The 22534-nt window shown below is 42.2% G+C and carries 18 protein-coding genes and 1 rRNA gene; 15 read left to right on the top strand and 4 right to left on the bottom strand.

All coding sequences use genetic code 11. The features are described 5' to 3' along the window. The first annotated feature begins 33 nt into the window (after positions 1-33). The 7 genes from E2R53_RS17800 to E2R53_RS17770 all read left to right on the top strand — a co-directional run bounded on the left by E2R53_RS17800 (position 34) and on the right by E2R53_RS17770 (position 8829). A complete protein-coding gene (locus E2R53_RS17800) occupies positions 34-1824 on the top strand; it encodes an ABC transporter ATP-binding protein (protein ID WP_435796800.1) in 1791 nt (596 codons plus the stop codon). Positions 1825-2165: 341 nt separating this feature from the next. Further along, entirely contained in the window at positions 2166-3167 is a 1002-nt protein-coding gene (locus E2R53_RS17795; RefSeq protein ID WP_133313377.1) for an ABC transporter ATP-binding protein, read from the top strand. Continuing rightward, entirely contained in the window at positions 3148-4116 is a 969-nt protein-coding gene (locus E2R53_RS17790) for an ABC transporter ATP-binding protein (protein WP_070879734.1), read from the top strand. The genes E2R53_RS17795 and E2R53_RS17790 overlap by 20 nt, the downstream gene beginning before the upstream one ends. A 52-nt stretch (positions 4117-4168) precedes the next feature. Continuing rightward, on the top strand, positions 4169-5779 hold the full coding sequence (locus E2R53_RS17785) for an ABC transporter substrate-binding protein (RefSeq protein ID WP_133313125.1): 1611 nt from the start codon (positions 4169-4171) through the stop codon (positions 5777-5779). Between the two features lie 155 nt (positions 5780-5934). Further along, positions 5935-6936 (top strand): ABC transporter permease, encoded by a 1002-nt coding sequence (locus E2R53_RS17780; protein ID WP_070879736.1) that lies wholly within the window; start codon positions 5935-5937, stop codon positions 6934-6936. 17 nt (positions 6937-6953) lie between these two features. Next, positions 6954-7850, top strand: coding sequence for an ABC transporter permease (locus tag E2R53_RS17775; protein ID WP_133313124.1), 897 nt, complete (start codon positions 6954-6956; stop codon positions 7848-7850). 415 nt (positions 7851-8265) lie between these two features. Further along, on the top strand, positions 8266-8829 hold the full coding sequence (locus E2R53_RS17770) for a YdhK family protein (RefSeq protein ID WP_133313123.1): 564 nt from the start codon (positions 8266-8268) through the stop codon (positions 8827-8829). Positions 8830-9007: 178 nt separating this feature from the next. Here the strand turns inward: E2R53_RS17770 and E2R53_RS17765 are convergent, their stop codons facing one another. The 3 genes from E2R53_RS17765 to E2R53_RS17755 form a co-directional block, all read right to left on the bottom strand. Continuing rightward, entirely contained in the window at positions 9008-10090 is a 1083-nt protein-coding gene (locus tag E2R53_RS17765) for an aromatic acid exporter family protein (RefSeq protein ID WP_133313122.1), read from the bottom strand. Between the two features lie 204 nt (positions 10091-10294). Then, positions 10295-14767: a glutamate synthase-related protein gene (locus E2R53_RS17760; RefSeq protein ID WP_133313121.1), complete on the bottom strand. Its 4473-nt coding sequence runs from the start codon at positions 14765-14767 to the stop codon at positions 10295-10297. 312 nt (positions 14768-15079) lie between these two features. Continuing rightward, a complete protein-coding gene (locus E2R53_RS17755) occupies positions 15080-16375 on the bottom strand; it encodes a glutamate-1-semialdehyde 2,1-aminomutase (protein ID WP_133313120.1) in 1296 nt (431 codons plus the stop codon). Between the two features lie 130 nt (positions 16376-16505). Between E2R53_RS17755 and modA the strand changes: the two genes are divergently transcribed. The 6 genes from modA to perR all read left to right on the top strand — a co-directional run bounded on the left by modA (position 16506) and on the right by perR (position 20650). Then, complete coding sequence (modA, locus tag E2R53_RS17750) at positions 16506-17294, top strand: molybdate ABC transporter substrate-binding protein (protein ID WP_133313119.1); 789 nt, start codon at positions 16506-16508, stop codon at positions 17292-17294. After that, a complete protein-coding gene (modB, locus tag E2R53_RS17745) occupies positions 17284-17940 on the top strand; it encodes a molybdate ABC transporter permease subunit (RefSeq protein ID WP_133313376.1) in 657 nt (218 codons plus the stop codon). The genes modA and modB overlap by 11 nt, the downstream gene beginning before the upstream one ends. An 89-nt stretch (positions 17941-18029) precedes the next feature. After that, entirely contained in the window at positions 18030-18434 is a 405-nt protein-coding gene (locus E2R53_RS17740; RefSeq protein WP_133313118.1) for an ion channel, read from the top strand. A gap of 64 nt (positions 18435-18498) precedes the next feature. After that, complete coding sequence (bcp, locus tag E2R53_RS17735) at positions 18499-18969, top strand: thioredoxin-dependent thiol peroxidase (protein ID WP_133313117.1); 471 nt, start codon at positions 18499-18501, stop codon at positions 18967-18969. Between the two features lie 172 nt (positions 18970-19141). Then, the gene (locus tag E2R53_RS17730) at positions 19142-20095 is read left to right on the top strand and encodes a D-2-hydroxyacid dehydrogenase (protein WP_133313116.1); all 954 of its coding nucleotides are present in this window, start codon (positions 19142-19144) and stop codon (positions 20093-20095) included. A gap of 117 nt (positions 20096-20212) precedes the next feature. After that, a complete protein-coding gene (gene perR / locus E2R53_RS17725) occupies positions 20213-20650 on the top strand; it encodes a peroxide-responsive transcriptional repressor PerR (protein ID WP_070877016.1) in 438 nt (145 codons plus the stop codon). A gap of 81 nt (positions 20651-20731) precedes the next feature. Here the strand turns inward: perR and E2R53_RS17720 are convergent, their stop codons facing one another. Next, positions 20732-21085 carry a YgzB family protein gene (locus E2R53_RS17720; RefSeq protein ID WP_070877017.1) on the bottom strand — a complete coding sequence of 118 codons (354 nt, stop codon included), beginning with the start codon at positions 21083-21085 and terminating at the stop codon, positions 20732-20734. 214 nt (positions 21086-21299) lie between these two features. Between E2R53_RS17720 and E2R53_RS17715 the strand changes: the two genes are divergently transcribed. Further along, positions 21300-22172, top strand: coding sequence for a nucleotidyltransferase-like protein (locus E2R53_RS17715; RefSeq protein ID WP_133313115.1), 873 nt, complete (start codon positions 21300-21302; stop codon positions 22170-22172). Positions 22173-22413: 241 nt separating this feature from the next. Further along, positions 22414-22534, top strand: a 16S ribosomal RNA gene (locus tag E2R53_RS17710); the annotation flags it as partial.

The following is a 22534-nucleotide window of genomic DNA, read 5'->3' as shown; positions in this document are numbered from 1 at the left end:
TAGTGATATAGGTGAGGCCCCGGCACGTATGAGATGATCTGCTGTGCGCAAAATAGAAAAAGAAAGGGGGAGACAAGGCCCTTGAGTTCAGTAAAGCGTTATATGAAATTCGTCAAACCTTATAAATTGCAAATTGCAGGAACAATCCTTATCGGAATTATTAAATTCTCTATTCCTTTATTAACACCTCTGCTGCTTAAGTATGTAGTCGATGATATATTAGGCGGAAAAATGTCAGCAGATGAAAAAACGGCAAAGCTGCTGACAATCATGGGAATCATGTTTGCCATCTTCCTAATCGTCAGACCGCCAATTGAATATTACCGTCAATATTTTGCACAATGGACAGGGAGCAAGATCCTTTATGATATAAGGGACAGCCTGTTTACCCATCTGCAAAAGCTCAGTCTCCGCTACTACGCAAACACAAGAGCGGGAGAAATTATCTCCCGGATCATTAACGATGTCGAACAAACAAAAAACTTTGTCATCACCGGTCTGATGAACGTATGGCTGGATATGTTTACAATCGTGATTGCAGTCATCATCATGTTTACTATGGATATCAAGCTTACGCTTGTTTCCATTATTCTGTTTCCTCTTTACGGCTTTTCGGTTAAATACTTTTACGGGAAACTGAGACATCTGACCAGAGTCCGCTCTCAAGCATTGGCACAGGTTCAAGGACATCTTCATGAGCGGGTACAGGGGATGCCTGTAATCCGCAGTTTTGCCATTGAAGATCATGAGCAGGCTGAATTTGATAAAGAAAATCATAACTTTTTAACGAAAGCGCTCGATCATACAAGCTGGAATGCGAAGACGTTTGCCGTTGTGAATACCATTACGGATGTTGCCCCGCTGCTTGTTATATCATTTGCAGCCTATCAGGTTATTCATGGGAACATGACAGTCGGGACAATGGTAGCATTTATTGCCTATATTGATCAGCTGTATAATCCGCTAAGACGTCTGGTTACTTCATCAACTACTCTTACTCAGGCCCTGGCATCGATGGACCGTGTGTTTGAATTGATTGATGAAAAGTATGATATTACGGACAAACCCAATGCTATCGAAGCAAAGGCGGTAAATGGGACAATTGAATTTGAAGAAGTGTCGTTCAAATATGAGGAGAAAGAACCGATGATCCTCGATCATGTCTCGTTAAAAGTGAACAGAGGGGAAACGGTTGCTTTAGTAGGAATGAGCGGGGGCGGAAAATCGACTTTCATCAGCTTAATTCCGCGTTTTTACGATGTTTCTGAAGGACGCATTCTTCTTGATGGAACAGATATAAGAGACTATCGCGCTCAAAGCCTGAGAGATCAAATTGGCATGGTGATGCAGGATACATTTTTATTCAGCCAGTCCGTCAAAGAAAATATTCTGATCGGCAAGCCAGGAGCAACGGATGAGGAAGTATTTGAAGCGGCAAGAGCAGCAAATGCGCATGACTTCATTTTAGGCTTTCCTGAAGGCTATGATACGAAAGTCGGTGAACGCGGCGTTAAACTTTCCGGGGGTCAAAAACAAAGACTTGCGATTGCAAGAGTGTTCTTAAAGAATCCGCCTATTCTTGTTCTTGATGAAGCAACGTCTGCTCTTGATTTAGAAAGCGAGCACCTCATACAGGAAGCGCTTGAGAAGCTTGCTCTGGACCGGACGACATTTATCGTAGCTCATCGTCTTTCAACCATTACACATGCTGATAAAATTGTAGTCGTAGAAAACGGAAAAATTGCAGAACAGGGAACTCATGCCGAACTAATGGAGAAACAAGGCCATTATTATTCTCTCTTCCAAATTCAGCAATTAGATTAGACCATGTTTTTCTATCATAATAAAATCACTTTTTTAGGCAAAATGAATTCCATAATAAGTAAAAATAAGCAATCCTTTCTGGATTGCTTATTTTTTATGATTAAAAAGCCACGAGTTTAATTAACATAATCACTTTATTAAAGTAATGCAATAAAACTATTTAGGTACAAAGAACTATTTTAATATTTAGAATTTTTAGTCTATAATTTGTACATATCCAATTTTTTTGTACTTTGAATAGTATCTTACAGAAATATCAGGAGAGAGCATAGAGGATGATCCGGCATCATATGTTTTTTAGGTGTTGGTAAAAGAGTATCCTCGAGCAGGGGGTGAGCGGTCTGTCACGGGAAAAAATACTGGAAATCAGAGATTTAAGCATCACATTTATGCAAAGCAAAGAAGAAACGCGAGTTGTAGACTCCATTCGCTTTGACGTACATAAGGGAGAAGTTTTAGGAATCGTAGGAGAATCGGGATGCGGAAAAAGTGTGACTTCGCTTTCGATTATGGGGTTATTGCCAAAGAAAACATCTAAGCTTACAGGGGAAGTATTGTTTCAAGGAAAGGATCTTCTGAAGCTGAATGAAAAATCACTCCGAAAAATGCGCGGAAATGAAATTGCGATGGTCTTTCAGGAGCCAATGACCTCACTTAATCCATTATTTAAAATAGGCAACCAGCTTGAAGAGTCTCTCCGTGTTCATCAGAATTTGACTAAAAAACAGGCAAAGGACAGAGTTATTCAAATTCTGAAACTGGTCGGACTGCCGAGACCTGAGGAGTTATACGGGGAATATCCCCATCAGCTCTCAGGAGGTATGAGGCAGCGTGTCATGATTGCGATGGCAATGATTTGTGACCCTAAGGTACTGATTGCTGATGAGCCGACAACTGCACTGGATGTAACAATTCAAGCACAAATATTGAAATTAATGAAAGACCTCAATCAAAAGCTTGAAACGTCCATTGTTTTTATCACACATGATCTTGGTGTAGTAGCGGAAATGTGCGACCGCGTCATGGTCATGTATGCAGGACAAGTCGTGGAAGAGGGAAGCGTCAAAACGATTTTTAAAAATCCTAAGCATCCTTACACAAAAGGGCTTATGAAATCAGTTCCGGATATCCGGCATAAAAATGACAGATTATATTCCATTTCAGGGCAGGTGCCGCGCCCTGGCACTGTTCAGCAGGGATGTCTGTTTGCAGGCCGCTGTGAGTATGCAATGGCTGAGTGCCTGAATGATGCACCGCCGCTGTACAAGTTAGAGAATTCCCATCAATCAAGATGCTTTCTGGCACGAGAGGAGGCAATTCAGCATGACGAAGCCTTTGCTTAAAGTGGATAAGCTGTCAAAGCATTTTCCGATCAATGGCGGCGTGTTTGGCAGAAAAGTCGGTGCGGTCAAGGCAGTAAATGATTTGTCTTTTGAAGTATATGAAGGAGAAACACTTGGAATCGTCGGTGAATCCGGCTGCGGGAAGTCAACTATGGGACGGCTTCTGCTGAAACTGATTGAGGCTACAGAAGGTTCGGTTTCTTTTCAGGAAGAACAGCTGCTCACCAAGTCTCCAAAAGAGATGAGAAAGATGAGACGGGAGCTGCAGATGGTCTTTCAGGACCCTTATGCATCGCTGAATCCGAGAATGACGGTTGAGCGTATTCTTGAAGAGCCGCTTATCGTACATAAAATAGGAAACAAGGAGCAGCGCAGGCAAAAAGTAAAAACGATGCTGAAAATTGTCGGTCTTGATGAAGCATACGGCAAAAGGTATCCCCATCAGTTCAGCGGAGGACAGCGCCAAAGAATTGGGATTGCAAGAGCACTGATGACGAATCCGAAGCTGATCATTGCAGATGAACCCGTTTCGGCTCTTGATGTATCCATTCAATCTCAAATTCTGAATCTATTAAAAGACCTGCAAAAGGAATTTTCCTTAACGTATATTTTCATTTCCCATGACCTTGGAGTCGTTCGCCACATCAGCGACAGGCTTGGAGTGATGTATTTGGGAAGTTTAGTAGAGCTTGCAGACAGCGAGAGGGTGTACGCTGAACCATTGCATCCTTATACAAAAGCGCTGCTCTCAGCCGTGCCTCTGCCGGATCCTGAGGCAGTTAAAGAACAGATTGTTTTAAAGGGCGATCTTCCGAGTCCGTCTGATCCGCCTAAAGGATGTGCTTTTCATACGAGATGTCCTGCGTGCTTTGAACCATGCAAAGTGAAAAAGCCCGAATGGACTGAAGTAAAAGAAGGTCATTATGTCGCGTGCCATTTATATCAATAATGGCACAGATGTGATTGATAGATTGATAATTAGGAAATAGGGGGATGTATGCGTGAAAAAGAAAAGCCTGTTGGTCTCAATTATGTTTGTGCTGCTGTTATCAGCGGCATTGATGGGATGCAGTTCAAATGACACCTCATCAGATGGCAAATCAGAAGGCGGAAGCAGCGATCAGAAACAGGACAGCCTGGTTTTTGGACGCGGCGGGGATTCAACTTCACTTGATCCAATTACAACGACAGAGGGAGAAGCATTTAAAGTAACGGTCAACGTATTTGAAACACTATTGAATTACGGTGAGCAGGATACAACTGTTCAGGAAGGTCTTGCAACAAAATGGGAAGTTTCTGATGATAACCTGACGTATACTCTTACTTTAAGAGAAGGCGTGAAATTCCATGACGGCACAGACTTCAACGCTGAAGCTGTTGTATTCAACTTCGAGCGCTGGATGAATGGGGATGCCGATAAATTCCCTTACTATACAATGTTTGGCGGATTCAAAAAGGATGAAGGCCATGTCATTAAAGAAGTAAAAGCAGACGGCGACAATAAAGTTGTCTTCACACTTAAACGTCCTCAAGCTCCATTCTTAAAGAACCTTGCGATGTCACCATTTGGAATTGCAAGTCCTGCTGCTGTTGAAAAGCACGGAGATAAATTCAGAGAAAATCCTGTTGGAACAGGTCCATTTAAATTTGTAGAGTGGAAGCCAAACGACAGAATCGTTCTTGAGAAAAATGAAGACTACTGGATGAAAGGATACCCGAAATTAAATCAGGTTATCTTTAAATCTATTCCGGAAAACTCAGCTCGCTTAAATGCATTGCAGACAGGCGAGATTGATCTAATGGATGGAGTGAATCCATCTGATACTGAATCTATTACAAGCAATAAAGACTTACAAACGTTTGAGCGTCCGTCCATGAACGTAGGATATGTTGGATTAACAACAAACCGCAAGCCTCTTGATAACAAACTTGTTCGTCAAGCATTGAACCATGCAGTAGACAAACAGGCGATCATTGATTCTTTCTATGGCGGCCTTGCTGAGCCGGCGAAGAATCCAATGCCTCCTTCATTAGAAGGCTATAACGATGATATCGAGCCATACCCATATGATTTAGAAAAAGCAAAAGCGCTTCTTGCTGAAGCTGGTCATCCTGATGGCTTTAAAATGGAGCTTTGGGCAATGCCTGTACCTCGTCCATATATGCCAGAAGGTATGAAAGTGGCTGAAGTTCTTAAATCAAGCTTTGCAAAAATCGGTGTTCAAGCCGAAATCAAAACTTACGACTGGGCAACTTATTTAGACAAAGCAAGCAAAGGGGAAGCCGATTCCTTTATGCTCGGCTGGACAGGAGATAACGGAGATGCTGATAACTTCCTTTATACTCTATTAGACAAAGACAGCATCGGCAGCAATAACTACACGTACTACAGCAATGATGAATTACATGACATCCTGATTGAAGCACAATCAAATACAGATCAGGAAAAACGAAATGAGCTCTATAAAAAAGCGCAGGAAATCATTAAAGAAGATGCACCATGGATCCCGCTTGCTCACTCAACGCCAATCCTTGCTGGAAGCAGCAGTATTACAGGCTTCATGCCGCATCCAACTGGATCTGACATTTTAACAAAGGTTGAATTTAAGTAATCTTGAAGGAGGAGGACTTGTCCTCCTCCTTTTTTCAGAAAGGCTCTTTTCGTAAACTTTATTGCACGATAGGACTTCTATACTTGAACAATATGAATACGCAAAACAACAATCTATGCGAAAACAGCCTTCAGAAATAAAAGCGAGGTGAGACGATGGTTTCATACACAGTAAGAAGAATTGGATTGCTCATACCGGTTTTAATTGGGATGACACTGGTCGTTTTTTCTATAATCCGAGCCATTCCGGGCAACCCGGCACAGGTCATTCTCGGGCAGCGCGCTACACAGGAAGCGATTGAAAAATTAACGCAGCAGCTTGGTCTTGATCAGCCTTGGTACATACAATATTTTGATTATGTCGGGGGACTGCTGACAGGTGATCTGGGCCAGTCTATCCGAACAGGAGCCCAAATCAGCCAGGAGATGACTCCTTATTTGGCTGCAACAATGGAACTGACAATTTTCGCCATGATGATTGCCATCGTGGTTGGAATCAATGCAGGAATTATCAGTGCCTGGTTCCGAAATTCGTGGTTTGATTATACGGCAATGGTTATCGCATTGATTGGAGTGTCGATGCCGATTTTCTGGCTTGGATTAATGGAGCAATATGTCTTCTCCATCCAGCTGGGCTGGCTTCCAACGACAGGCCGGGAGGAAATTCGGAATCCTGTTGATTCAATCACAAATCTTTATTTGCTCGATACGCTTTTGCAGGGCAGGTTCGATCAATTTATAGAAGTTCTCAAGCATATTCTTCTGCCGGGAATTGCCCTCGCGACAATTCCAATGGCGATTATTGCAAGGATTACCCGCTCAACCATGATCGAAGCTATGGAGTCGGATTTTATCCGGACAGCGCGTGCTAAAGGTCTTCACATGTTCTGGGTTGTCTATAAGCATGCTTTAAAAAATGCCATTATTCCAATCTTAACGATTATTGGACTTCAAACAGGATTATTATTAGGCGGAGCTATTTTGACGGAAACCATTTTCGGCTGGCCGGGGATGGGAAGGTATATTTTTGATGCCATCAGCTATCGTGATTATCCGGTTATTCAATCCGGAATTTTAATTATCGCTACAATATTTGTCTTTATTAATCTGATTGTGGATCTGTTGTATGCTGCCATTGATCCAAGGATTAAATATTAGAAAAGGGGGAGACTGCTATGTCACTACCATCGCTGCAGGAGCAGCAGACTGCCATTATAAAACAGGAGAAGGTTGTCACTCCTTTTCAGCAGAAGCTGCGCGTCTTTTTACAAAATAAATTAGCTATCGCAGGAAGCTTTCTCGTCCTTTTCTTTATTGTTATTGCAATCGCTGCACCTCTGATTGCCCCTCAAGGCATTGATGAGCAGGAGCTCTCAAAGAGACTGCTTCCTCCTTCATCAGAGCATTGGTTTGGAACGGATGACTTTGGGCGTGATATTTTTTCAAGGGTCCTATTTGGTGCCAGGATTTCACTGTGGGTCGGCTTTTTCTCTGTTCTTGGATCAGCAATAGTCGGAACACTGCTTGGTATTATGGCAGGTTATTACGGTAAAGTCATTGATACAATCATCTCTAGAATTTTTGATATTATGCTTGCCTTTCCGAGCATCCTGCTTGCTATAGCGATCGTTGCTATTTTAGGACCTTCCCTGCAGAATGCACTGATTGCCATTGCTGTCATTAACATCCCAAACTTCGGCAGACTGATCAGAGCGAAAGTGCTAAGTGTAAAAGAAGAAGAGTACATACACGCAGCAAAAGCAGTAGGAACAAGTGATAGGAGAATTCTGCTTGTTCATGTGCTGCCGAATAGTCTTTCGCCGATAATTGTACAAGCTTCACTGGCGATTGCTACTGCCATTATAGAAGCAGCTGCTCTTGGATTTCTTGGACTTGGCGCTCAGGCTCCAAATCCGGAATGGGGAAAAATGCTTGCCGATTCCAAGCAATACCTGGTTCAGGCCCCTTGGACCCTGTTTTTTCCCGGCCTTGCCATTATGCTGACCGTTCTTGGGTTTAACTTAATGGGTGACGGACTTCGGGATGCACTTGATCCGAAAGGGAAGCATTGAAAAAGGAATATACATGAAGAGTCCAGATCCTGCGGGATTTGGACTTTTTGTATTCCATCTCGTAGTACTTTGAGCAGACCAGTCGGTTCCGCTTTTCGTGGTGTCTAGCTCCATCGCCCAGCTCCTAACTCCTCGGTCAGAACAAAATCCCCCAAAACGGCGGGACCCGGACTTTTCGGGGGATTTCTTATCTGCCTGTCGGGTCTAAACAGTCGGTTCCGCTTTTCGCGGTGTCTAGCTCCACCTCCTAACTCCTCGGTCAGAACAAAATCCCCCAAAACGGCGGGACCCGGACTTTTCAGGTGATTTCTTATCTGTATGTCGGGTCTGATCAGTCGGTTCCGCTTTTAGTGGTTGCACAAATTCTGCACAATTTTTTTGTATTATAGGGTCAAAGCTTATGGGAGGGATTTATATGGTGAAGAAGAAAATGATTTTATCGCTTGTTGCGGCTGTTTCATTGTCTCTTGGTGCTTGCGGAAACAGCGGCGGTGATCAGGGAGAGAAAAAGGAAGATTCGAAGCACATGGATCATGGCAGTATGAATCACTCGAGCTCTGGAGAGGTGCCTGAAGGGTTAAAAGAGGCTATGAATCCTGCTTATGAAGTTGGAAGCAAAGCAATCATCAAGACAGATCATATGGAAGGCATGAACGGGGCAGAAGGTACAATTTCGGGTGCATATGATACAACTGTATATTCCATCTCTTATACTCCTGAAGGCGGAGGTGAGCCTGTTGAGAATCACAAATGGATCATTCATGAAGAAATCAGGGATGCTCCTGAAGAACCGTTTAAAGCAGGAGATGAAGTAACTGTTGAGGCGAGCCATATGGAAGGCATGGAAGGGACGGAAGCTGTCATTGATACCGCCGAAAAAACAACAGTTTACATGGTTGATTACACACCTGAAGGCGGCGGGGAAAAAGTGAAAAATCATAAATGGGTGACAGAGAGTGAGTTAGAGAAGGCTGAATAATATGTTTTTAAGCCTGTGTCACCTAAACATCGGATATCGGATATTCCGTGATTAAGGGTGTCAAACTTGGTCAGTCATCATACACACAGCAAAAAAATCGTACCCCTCTGAAAATAAAGAGATATAGAAAAGGACTAACCATTATCGGTTAGTCCTCTCTTCTTTTCCTGAGTGAAAATCAGCTGTTCTCTTCCAGTTCATTAATTTGCAGTTCATTTTCTTCTTTATGATAATTATGGAAGCTGTTTATTAGAGTGTCCAGATGCTCGAGCTGCTCGCTGTAGTCAATAATGACAGCGATAAGAGGAAGCAGGTGATAAAAGCACTCCTGATCAATGCAGCTGCCTTTAAATTTCATGAAAGTATCGACGAGCTCCTGCTTGTTAAACTGACCTTCCTTAATAAGATCTGTTGTTGACTGAGGTTTAATTTTGCCTATAAATTTCAGAAGGCTTCTTTCATGAAAATCGATTAAATAGTCGAGCTCGTTTGCAAGAATCTCTTTAAAATCTTCTGGAAGGTGATGCAATTCATTTTCCAGCCTGTGGAGCTTTTTCAGAGTATCCAAAGAACGATTTGTTGTAACAAGCATTTGCCTGAACAAAACGAGCTTGCGGGATTTTGCATAGATATTTTGTTTGAAATAAGCGCGTTCTTCCTTGTACAGCAAGTAAAGCTGATCGAGTTTAATCATTTTATCTTTTATTTTTTCGATGTCTGTTTTCAGTTCGCTGTATTCGGATACCTGCCTCATATTAATGCGGATCCATTTAATGATTTCCTCTGTATTATCTACAATTCTGTAGTAAAGCTTAGTTTCATACTTTGGCGGAATAAAAATTAAGTTAACTATGAAAGCCGATAAAACTCCCAGCAGAACCGTTCCAAAACGGATCAGAGAAAATTCGATGAAATCTTCCCCGGGGCTTTCCAGAATCGCAATGACAGTAACAATGGAAACAGGAATCGTGTTTTCGATTTTTATTTTTAAGTTAATCGCAATGACAATAATGACGGTTAGACCGATAACAAACGGATGGGGACCAAAAATCAGCCCGAACAGAATGGCAAAGGCTGCTCCGATGATATTTGCCTGTACTTGCTCAATGACAGATAAATAAGAGCGATAAATGGTTGGCTGGATCGCAAAAATAGCTGCGATACCTGCAAACGCGGGAGACGGTATTTTTAATAACGTGGCCAAGTATAGAGCCAGCGTAATGGCTATCCCCGTTTTTATAATGCGGGCACCAAGTTTCATGGGGTGTGTATGGACATTCCCTTCTTTACTGATTGTTGTTGGCTATTTTACACGAATTGCGGGAAAAAGAACAATCTTTGCAGAAAAGCCTTCTTATTAAACAATTAATGACTATACAACGTTTAAACAAATTATTCAAGTTACTTTTTCCCGTTAAGGTAAAAAAATAACACCTGACAGGCAGGTGTTATTGGGAAGGAGAGATTATTCAGTTGATACAGACGGATCTGCCTGCTCTTTAACAGGGACCAGCTGAATAAAGTTATTTGTTAAGTCCTCCAAAAGAGGTTTCAATTCTTCAGCTTCTTCATTCTGACCATGTCGCTCGAGAGCCTCGATGTATGTTGTAAGCAATTCTGATACATCACTTTGGCCTTTTGAATTTAAAGGTGAAATGTCAATTTTAGCGCCTTTTGCAATTCGGCGTTCTAAAGCCTGCTTTGTTAATCCAAGCTCAGGCTGATGTCTGACATACACAACCCCGCCGGTCATCCCTGCGCAAATCCATGGTCCTGGATCTCCAAGGACGAGCCCTCTGCCGTTGGTCATGTATTCAAACGCGAATCCTTTAATATTGGCGTTTACACCAATATTGCCATTCTCCTTTGCAGGAATTGGCTTATCAATCTTGCCGCCAATAATCATATCAGCTCCTGAGAGTCGAATTCCAGCGCGTGCATCTGCATTTCCCTGTACTAACAGCAGACCGCTTTGTGCGCCATACCCGAATCCTTTACCAACAGAACCGTTGTAATACTTGCCGTCAGTTCCTTTAGATTTGAATACTTGAATGGTTCCTCCAAATGACGTTTTTCCTGTCCCGTCCTGTGCTCCGCCTTCAACACGGATATGAATGCCGCTTGAATTGTAGGCGCCAAGACCGTTTCCTGGAATTGAACCTTCTTTATAGTAAAGCTCAACGTCATCGAGTTTCTTGTACGAGCCATCAAGACGGCCGCGCACTCTGTGACAGGAAACCCTGCTGCCCAGAATTCGCTGTTCAGAAGTGACGCTTCGGAATTCTCTTGAATCATGAAGTTCATTGTCATCATAATCCAAATACTCAGCTCCTGCTGCAACAGCGAGACGTTTGCTTTCTAAGCTTGCAGCAACCTCTTTATGAGATAAATTCTGAATATCCAATGTTTCAAGCAAGAGGGACAAATCCATTTCTTCTTTGCCGCGCGTTTGCTCAAGCAAGTCAGATCTTCCGACAAGATCCTGAAGATTTGTAAATCCAAGTGATGCTGTTAAGGCCTGAAGTTCTGCACCGAATGCGCTGAACATATTAACAAGGCCCTGCACAGCCGGATCGTATTTTCTTGGAACAAAGCGTCTTAAGCCATGCTCTTTTGCCTGTGCTTCTGATTCAATTTGAGTGGCGATTCCCACGTGGCATGTATCTAAATGACAGCCGCGGCATGTTGTACAGCCGATGGCAATCATCGATAATGTTCCAAACCCGACGCGGTTCGCTCCAAGCAGCACGACTTTCATCACATCGAGTGCACTTTTTATTCCGCCGTCTGCCCAAAGCTCTACTTTTTCACGCAGTCCCGCTTCAAGCAATGCGTTATGTGCCGCTTTAACACCGATTTCAACAGGCAGCCCGACATGCTGAAGGGCATGGATGCGGGCTGCACCAGTACCGCCGTCAAACCCGCTCAGCGTGATGATGTCCGCTCCGGCTTTTGCAATTCCGACTGCAATCGTTCCGATGTTTGGAACAACAGGGACTTTAACAGAAACCTTCGCCTGATCATTAGCTGTTTTCAATTCAGAAATCATTTGCGCCAAATCCTCAATTGAGTAAATATCGTGGTTATTTGACGGCGAGATGAGATCTGAGCCGATTGTGGCATTTCTGGATTCGGCGATTTTTGCTGTTACTTTTGAACCCGGCAAGTGACCGCCTTCACCAGGCTTCGCCCCTTGGCCGATTTTAATTTCCAGCAGGTTGGAAGAGTTAAGCAGCTCTGCATTTACTCCGAATCTTCCTGATGCGATTTGCTGTCCGCGTGTGCGCGGATATTTGCCGAGCATATCTTTAATTTCTCCGCCTTCACCATTTAGGCTCACCATATTTAATTGTTCAGCAGCTTCAGCGTATGCACGGAATGCTACTTCATTTTGTGAACCGAAAGACATGGAGGCGATCACGAATGGAAGACTGTGCTCTCCCACTCCGATATTTACTTTTTCTTTTGGCACGGCAGATTTGGCCGTTTTTAAATCAGTTAAATGACGAATGGTAATTGGATTGCTTTCTTCTTGCTCTGTCAATTTTTCACGATATCCGTCATAGCTGCCCGTTTTTGCCACATCGCCAATTGCTTTCCAGATCCTCGGGAAGATGTGGAACGTCTTGCTCGGGCGGGCTTTTTCATTATTAAAGTCCTGGCTGCGTTCAAGTGCATCTGCTTTCAGGCTTTCAAAATTATATTTAAGAGAACGGGAGCCTAAGAAGTTTACAATGTTAAGCTCTTTTTCAATTTCTTCATTTAATCCGATAGCAGAGAAGAGTCGTCCGTATCCTCTAAGTTCATGAATGCCGATTGTAGAAATGACCTTCTCAAGTCCTTTGTTTAATGATTCATATAAGTTAACAGCAGGTTTTGCTGATTCTTCCTCCGCAACAGTTGCAAAAAGAATATACGGACTAATTAGGTTTGCTCCAAGACCGTATGCAATCATAATGTCATGCAGGGATCTGATGGCACCTGTGCGCAGTACGATTGAACAGTTTCTCCGCAGGCTTGCTTTAACCAATGCCTGATCAATAACGGAAGTAATCAAGTGCGGATCAATCCACAAGTTTCCGTTTTGATGGGCTTCCTGATCGTCAAGCACAAGTAATACAGCACCATCATTTACAGCTTGAATGGCTTCAAGCTTCAGACGGTCAAGAGCGTCCTTTAGGCTTTCACTCTCAGAGAAGACAGCGGATAGAACATGCAGCTGTTTTTCCTTTGAGAATGTATCGATGACTTCTTCATAAGGCAGCTGATCAATCTGTTCAGATGCCATTATGCCAAGCTTGCCTTCAAGCAATAAAGGTGATGGCAGCTCGATCATTGCCGTTTTTTCATGCTGTTCTGTCAGTGAAGGACGTTTCCCGATCACTGAGCGAATGGAGAAGTGCTCTGACTCGCGGTCGCGGTCAATTGCCGGATTGGTAACAACAGCAACACTTTCTTTAATGAAATCAGCAATGTTTTTCCGGTCTGGATGGATTGCCGCAAGCGGACCATCATGACCAAGTGAGCGAATAGGCTCTGCTCCTTTTTCAGCCATTTGTTCAAGCAGCTGAATATGTTCGCGATCCCAGCCGAATGCAGCATAGTGACCATTGTGAACTTTGAAGATAGGAGATGCTGAACATTTGCCTTTGCTGACTGGATGCGCCAATCGTTTGCGGTAGCCGCCGATATCCGTTCTGTCTGAAAATCTTTTATAGACTTCCTCCTGAAGAGAAGGGTACTCAAACAGTTCAATATCATCCTTGTTCCATTTAAGGCCAAGCTTTTCGCCAGGTCCAAGCGGCTTAGGATCACCGGCATAAAGAGAAGTCGGAATGATTCCCGGTTCAGAAGCAAATATATAGGAAGATTCTGATTCTACTTTCCATAGCGGACGAAGTCCAAGAGCATCTACACTGAAAACTGCTTCATCTGCAAATCTCGAAATGATGCCTGCAGGACCCTGAGCAAAATGGCCCCAGGCTTCACGGATATATGTGTATAAGTCCTGAAGGTGATCAGGATATGCTTTGATTTCATTAACAATTGGCGGGAAAAGAACATCCAGTGCTTCAAACAGGCTGTATCCGTCTCTCGCTACCAGTGTTTCAATCGTTCTGTTCAAATCTTGAGAATCACTTCCGCCGTCAGTAAGCGGAACATTCATCATTCTTGCTTCGTCGCGAAGCTTTGCAATTGTATTGATTTCACCGTTATGGCCTAACAGGCTAAATGGCTGCACACGAAAAAAAGTAGATAATGTATTAGTAGAATACCTGTTATGTCCCAGAGTCATCGTTGATGCAGCAAGCGGATCTGCAAGATCATGATAAAACTTCGGAAGAACATCTCCAGCACCCATAACTTTATAAACAGCAGCATGCTGACTGAGTGATGCGACATGAACATTGAGGTTTTTCTCAATCTGAATCGTCAGCTCAAAAAGATCCTTATTAAGAGAATCATGTTTTCCAGCTGGAATCATGGCAAATTGCCAAAAGAGAGGTTCTTCTTGCAGGGCGATGGGACCTAATGCAGATGAAGTTGTAACTTTGTCTGTTTCGAAAACAAGTTCGAAATTCTTTTCGGATAGAAGGTTTCTAATTTCTTTCTTCAATTTATCAGGATTTTCATTTTTAGATAAAAAGAGGTGTCCGACGATAAAATCGCCTCGTTCGGCTAATTGCTGATCAGCCTTTGCGTCAGCAAGCTTCTGCTTCCACAGAGCTCTTGGAATATCAATATGAATGCCGACACCGTCTCCTTCGCCGTTAATAAACCCGGCGCGGTGATTCATCGTAATCAATGCATTTATACATAAATCGATGTTTTCTTTAGTCGGCACGTTCCGTTTTTCGATGACTGATACGATGCCGCAAGCGTCATGCTCTGCGTTGTAATATTCCTTAAACTTACTTGGGCTCCAATTTTCTTTCATAAAAGCGGCTTGAAAGGGGGATGTGTTCCCGCTTATAGCCTTCACCTCCCGATAAAATATGAATCTATCATTTAAAAACTATAGATTGCCTTGTGAGATTTAATAACAAAATTTTCAGAAATGTAATACTTATCATATCATTTAGATTGAGAAAATTCAATTATTTATGCATGATTTTGGGGAGGGCATACAAGTTTGAAAAGTTTAAATATTCTTAAAATCATTTACAACGCTTCAATGGAAGCGTTTTCAATATTTTTCAAATAATAAAAAAAACAGGGACTAAAATCCCTGTTTGAATAAATTGTATATTTATACATTTTGCATTTGCTTGAACGAACGCTCGACTGCATGCAATGTGTCCTTAATATCTTCTTCTGTATGAGCTGTTGTCAGGAACCATGCCTCGTACTTGGATGGAGCAAGATTAATTCCTTCAAGAAGCATCAGCTTGAAGAATTTGGCGAACATTTCGCCGTCGGTTCTTTCTGCCTGTTCGTAATTGACAACCTTCTCTGTCGTAAAGTAGATGGTCAAAGCGCCTTTCAAGCGGTTCATTGTAATTGGGATTTGATAGGTTTCAGCATGGTTTTGAATGCCTTCTTCAAGCATTTGTCCAAGTTTATCAAGGTTTTCATATACGCCTTTTTCCTGAAGCACTTCAAGACAGGCAATACCTGATAATATTGAAGCGGGATTGCCGGCCATTGTTCCGGCTTGGTAAGCAGGACCAAGAGGTGCAACTTGTTCCATGATCTCTTTTTTGCCGCCATATGCACCGATTGGCAGACCGCCGCCAATGATTTTGCCAAGGGCAGTCAAGTCGGGTGTGACACCAAGCATGTCCTGTGCTCCTCCGTACATAAAGCGGAAAGCAGTGATGACTTCATCATAAATGACAAGAGCTCCGGCATTGTGAGTAAGCTCGTTAACTGCTTCTAAAAAGCCTGGATAAGGTTCAACAATCCCGAAGTTTCCTACGATTGGTTCAACCAGTACAGCTGCAACCTCGTCTCCCCATTTCTCAAGTGCTTCTTTAAAAGGTTCAATATCATTGAAAGGAACCGTGATCACTTCTTTTGCAATGCTTTTTGGGACCCCTGCAGAATCAGGTGTGCCTAGAGTGGAAGGTCCGGAGCCTGCCGCAACAAGCACAAGATCAGAGTGACCGTGATAGCAGCCTGCAAATTTTATGATTTTGTCCCGGCCTGTATATGCCCGTGCAACACGAATTGTTGTCATGACGGCTTCCGTTCCCGAGTTGACAAAACGGACCTTGTCCATTCCAGGCATAGCCTGTTTCAGCATTTTCGCGAACTTCACCTCATGTGGAGTCGGAGTGCCGTAAAGTACGCCATCTTCTGCTGCTTTTTGAATGGCCTTTGTAATGTGCGGGTGAGCATGTCCGGTAATGATCGGGCCGTATGCTGCGAGGTAATCGATGTATTTATTGCCGTCAACATCCCAGAAATAAGCTCCTTTTGCTCGTTCCATTACGACTGGAGATCCGCCGCCGACCGCTTTATAAGAACGCGAAGGACTATTAACCCCTCCGACAATATGCTGCAACGCTTCTTCGTGAAGCTCTTCAGATTTAGTGAATTTCATGTCTTCCTCCTGAAAAAAAGTTCTAAAGTCTATTCTACCATGTTTAAAAAAGATGAAAAACTTTTGCGCAATCATTAAGTATATTAGAATGAATATGATGATTCTGTAAGTAAAGGATGGACGCTGACCAGTGCTGAAAAAATACCTGATTCTTCTTATTAGTATAGTTGTCTTAACATCATGCGTCCCTCGGCAGGGCGGCTCTGAAAAGAAAACCGTTTTGCTCGTTTCGGCTGCAGTTAGTTTAAAAGATTCATTAAATGAAATAAAAAAACAATTTGAAGAAGAGAACCCTTCTATTGAAGTGCGCTATAACTTCAGTTCAACTGGCGCTCTGCAGCGTCAAATTGAACAGGGGGCTCCGGTAGATATCTTTTTCTCCGCTTCAAAAGATCTTTTTGAACAGCTTAATAAAAAAGGGATGATCAACCAAGCCCTGCAAATGGATTATTTAGGCAATAGCTTAGTGCTTATCACAAATAAAGAGAATGAATCATTAAAGATGGAGGATCTTGCTTCTGGAGACTTTGGGAAATTAGCGATTGGCACCCCGGAAACAGTTCCTGCCGGCAAATATGCGAAGGAAGCTCTTATGCATGATGACTTGTGGGAAAGTAATATAAAACGAATGGTATTTGCTAAAGATGTGCGGCAAGTGCTCTCCTATGTTGAAACAGGTAATGTTCATGCAGGAATTGTATACAAGACAGATGCCATGACTTCAAAAAAGGTGAATCAGACCCCTATAGAACCGGACAAATATGATAGCATTATTTATCCAGCCGGCGTTTTAAAAGAATCGGAACACGAAAATGAAGCAGAAGCTTTCTTTCACTTTCTGCAGCAAGAACAATCGTTAGAAGTATTTGAACAGCAGGGGTTTGAGGTGCTTCATAAAGGTGACCGCGATGTGGAGTGAATTCAGTCAGCCTATTGCGCTTTCCCTTCAGGTTGCGGTTTTCTCCAGTTTAATCGTCATTATAAGCGGAACGTTCACTGGGAGGGTCATGGCAAGGACCTCTTTTAAAGGGAAAACGGTGATTGAAACCTTTCTCATGCTTCCGCTTGTCCTTCCGCCTACAGTTGTTGGATTTCTGCTGATAGTGATTTTTGGAATGAACAGCCCGGTCGGTCAATTTATTGAATACATTTCAGGCTTTCCAGTCATTTTCACTTGGCGGGCAGCCGTTATTGCCGCATGCGTTGTTTCTTTTCCGCTGATGTATCAGGCTGCAAAGCTTGGGTTTCAAATGATTGATCGTGAAATCGAGGATGCTTCAAGGGTGGACGGGGCTGATGATCGACAGGTCTTGAGGTATGTTTCGATTCCGCTGGCAATTCCGTCACTTGTCACGGGGGCTGTTCTCTCGTTTACAAGAGCCCTCGGTGAGTTTGGGGCAAGCCTGATGTTTGCCGGTAATATTCCGGGACAGACGCAGACGGCTGCAACGGCTATCTATGTAGCAATCGATTCAGGAGATATGACGATGGCCTGGCTTTGGGCGGGAGCGTTAGTGCTGCTTTCATTCAGTCTATTGCTCGCAGTCCAGCTTATAAGAAAATAGATGCGGTGAAAATTTTAAGACAGGCCGAATAATAAAAACCTTCTTGTATATATTGTACCATTACGTGTTTTGAACATGGGGTGCACATTATGGGAGGGTTATTTGCTTTAGCTGTATCGCTTTGTTTACTGATGAGCTTTAACATCTTCATCCGCACATTTAAAGAACGAAATTTTCTTTCTATAGATACACTGTTAATTGTTATCTTCTTATATCTTTCCATTTTAATTGGATTCAGTATGATTTTCTTGATTTTGGACTCCGGCGGGTTTGATGTGCTTGTTGATAATGGGGTTATTATGGAAGGAAGCTACCTTGAGCGTTTGCATACTTGCCTGTATTTCAGCGCCGTTACTCTTTTTTCTTTAGGATATGGGGATGTCATTCCGATTGGGTTTGGCAGACTGCTTGCTGTTCTTGAGGCCCTTATAGGGTATGTACTGCCTGCTGTATTTGTTGCAAGAACAGTATGGGGACTCGATAAAGGGTCATAAGTTGTATCATTCGCAGGAATTGGGTAGTCTTAAACTAAACCAAATTTTTGCGGAGGCTGATATCATGACAACTCAAATCGGACAAACAGCACCAGATTTTGAACTGACAGCTGATAACGGGGAAAAAGTGAAGCTTTCAGAGTTTAAAGGAAAGCATGTCATTCTTTATTTTTATCCAAAAGATATGACTCCTGGCTGCACAACGCAAGCATGTGATTTCAGAGATCAGCACAAAAGCTTTGAGGAGCTTGATGCTGTCATCCTTGGAGTCAGTACAGATGCACAGAGCAAACATGAAAAATTCAAAGCCAAGTATGATCTTCCTTTTCTTTTATTGGTAGATGAAGATCACGAAGCTGCTGAAAAATACGGAGTATGGAAGCTGAAGAAAAACTTCGGCAAAGAATATATGGGGATTGAACGTTCAACTTTCCTTATCAATAAGGACGGCGAGCTTGTCAAAGAGTGGCGTAAAGTAAAAGTGAAAGGCCATGTTGAAGAAGCGCTTCAATATTTGAAAGAAACTATTTCATAAATGGCCTTTTTTTAAGGAACTGAGTCAAACGTCCAGACAAAAATTCAGAACCCGGAGTATGTTGTAAAGAAGGCATAACCTCCTCATTCGTTAGCGCAATTAAGTGCAGGGACCAAAGTTCCTGCACTCTTTTTATTAATGGTAAAATAAAAGGAAAAAGGGGAATTTGGTTTTGAAGATTTTATCAACAGTAAAGCTGCCTAGTTATTTAAAGGAAGAATTAGTAAATGAGTTTCCTAATTTGGATTTTAATTTTGACAACAGGATAAATGACGTCCTAAATGAGGTAAAAGAAGCTGAAGTGATTTTGACATACGGGGAAGATCTGACAGCTGACATTGTTGGACAAGCCATTGGACTGAAATGGCTGATGGTTGCGTCTGCAGGGATGGACAAGCTCCCTTTTGATGCTTTAATTCAACAAAATATTATGGTCACCAACTCTAAAGGCGTTCATAAGATTCCAATGGCGGAATATACCATTTCAATGATGCTGCAAATTTCAAGAGAGTCACAGCAGCTCTATAAGAATCAGCAGGAGAGAAAATGGGACCGCAGTGTCAAAATGCACGAACTGCATGGGAAAACGATCTTTATATTAGGAGCGGGTGCCATCGGAACTGAAATTGCAAGACTCGCTAAAGCTTTCGGGATGAAAACAGAAGGTATGAACAGATCCGGCAGAACCGTTGAATATTTTGATGGAATCCATACATACAATGGTTTAGAAGCAGGAATGAGAAAAGCAGACTTTGTTGTTTCTGTTCTCCCTAGTACAAAAGAAACAAAAGGGCTGCTGAATTATAAAGCATTCAGCTGGATGAAACCAGAAGGCATATTTATTAATATCGGACGCGGAGATGCTGTATGCGAAACGGATTTAGTAAAAGCATTAAATGAGGGAAAGATAAAGCATGCAGTGCTTGATGTGTTCGAAGAGGAGCCATTGAGAGAAGATCATTCATTCTGGGGCATGAAGAATGTCACAGTAACACCGCATTTGTCGGGCATAACTGAGAACTATCTGCCAAGAGCGATGGATATCTTTAAGAGAAACTTGGCGTTATATATAGATGGAGATTATTCATCCATGGAAAATATAATCAACCTAAAACAAGGATACTGAGCCTTAAAATAAATAGAAGGCTGTCTAAACGCAATTGACAAAAGTCCCAGTCACAATGTACACTATTTATAAATATTATAAAGTAAGAATGTTTTTCAAGAAAGAGGTGCATAGCGGATGTCTGAACATCAGTTAAAAGAAGCACTTGACACGCTGAAGCAGACTGGAGTGCGCATTACTCCACAGCGTCATGCCATTTTAGAATACCTTATACAATCTATGACTCACCCTACAGCTGATGATATTTATAAATCTCTTGAAAGCAAATTTCCAAATATGAGCGTTGCAACGGTCTATAACAATTTGCGTGTTTTTCGCGAGGTAGGCCTTGTGAAAGAACTGACGTACGGGGATGCTTCGAGCAGATTTGATTTTGTCACAACGGAGCATTACCATGTTATTTGTGAAAAATGCGGGAAGATTGTAGATTTTCATTATCCGGGACTAGATGAGGTAGAACATCTTGCTTCACACGTGACAGGTTTTAATGTAAGTCACCACCGCATGGAAATCTACGGAGTGTGCGGCAGCTGCGAGAAGAAAGAAACGCATTGATCAGACTGAATGTCTTAATAAGCATTCAGTCTTTTTTTGTGCAAAAAAATAAGCGAGGTGCACATCCTGCACTCCGCTTATTTATTCTACTGTTTTACGATTGTATTTTTCATCAAAGTCTTTACCTTCAAGATTTGGATCTAAAGTCAATGGTTCATTGCAGTACATGCACATGTCAACCCTGCCGAGAATCTTCGTTGTTTTGCCGCATGAAGGGCATGTTACTTGGACAGCTTTAGTCGAGAGCATGCCGATCCAGAAGTAAACCACCGTACTTCCTACTATAGATAATAACCCGAGCATCATGAATATCGTCATAACAATCGGAGAAGTTCTGAAGAAAATACCGATATACATAATAAAAAATCCAATAAAAACCAAGCTTAATGCAAACGTGCGGATTTTATTAATCTTGCTAGAATATTTCGCTGCCATTATTCCGACCTCCCAAATACCAATATAGCACAAATGTAAGGGATTTCGCAGAAAAGATCCAAAGGTGCCTTAAATAAAAACGACAGGAAATCTCAGAAAATAATAGATTCTCTTTCATCATTCCCTTATAATTTTGAAGTGCTGTAGTTGAAAGGGATTTTATCTCCTATGTAGAATTCTGATATATAGTCATAAATTAAATGGGGGAATCACAATGGAAAATCTTCTCCGTCCTATTTATCAAGAGAGAGCAAGTCATCCAGACACATTAGCAATCGTCATGATTGAAAAGAGAAACCAAACATCACCGCTTACAGATAACTTGGATGTCGCGCTGCTTGTGATTGTAAAAGAAGCGAAGCAGCCTGTTTATATTAAGCATTATGAATTTGATAATCAAAAAGCTTCACTGAATATAGTGACTGATGAACAGATTCAGCAATGGATCCTGCTTGGTACGAACCGCCGCATTGTAGAATGGATTTTAAACGGAAAAGTTCTATTTGACAGAAATGAATACCTCGGCAAGCTTCTTGACCGTCTGAAAATGTTTCCTTTCTCAGAGCGCAGATTAAAAATCGGCCTCGAGTATGGCAAGCTTATTAGAAGATACTTGGAAGGCAAGGTGTTTTTTGAGTCAAAACAGTTCCTCGATGCATACAATCATATCGTGCACGCCCTTCATCATCTGGCAAGACTCGAAGTGATTGATCACGGATTTTATCCGGAGGTTACGGTCTGGAATCAAGTGAGACAGATGGAACCTCAGGTTTACAAGCTGTATAAAGAGCTGGTTGAAAGTGAAGAGTCATTAGAAAAAAGACTCGAGCTTCTCTTTTTGGCGAGTGATTTCCTTATCCATTCGAAATCAGAAATTGGAGCGGGACATCTGCTTGGCATCCTTTCTGAAAAAGAAGTATGGCATTATGCAGAGCTTCTCCGGCATCCGGAAGCTAAATATTATTCAGTAGATTTAAGTGTGTTATTAGAGTTTCTTGTAGATAAAAATTTCGTTGAAGTTGTTAAGATTGAAACGAAAGGACAGAGAATTTTCCATCGCGGATATTCTGTTACAAAAAAGTATTGACTTTAGTTTTTTACGATGATATATTAATAAGCGTCGCTGCTGAAGCAAGTTCAATCATGACGGCGCAGACAGCGACTTTCAACTAAAAAAACTTCTTAAAAAATGTTGACACTGAGTTAACGAAATGGTATATTAAGAAGGTCGCTTCAAGAGCGAAAATGATCTTTGAAAACTAAACAAAACCAAAAGCGTACCAAACGTTTTAAATTTTTAAGTCAGCAACAAATTGAGTCACAAATTTTCTTCGGAGAGTTTGATCCTGGCTCAGGACGAACGCTGGCGGCGTGCCTAATACATGCAAGTCGAGCGGACTTGCTGGAGCTTGCTCCAGCAGGTTAGCGGCGGACGGGTGAGTAACACGT

Source organism: Peribacillus frigoritolerans, from assembly GCF_004358755.1.
Lineage (GTDB): Bacteria > Bacillota > Bacilli > Bacillales > Bacillaceae > Bacillus_P.
Note: the sequence above shows the minus strand (reverse complement) of the source record. Positions and strands in the feature narration are given on the sequence as shown.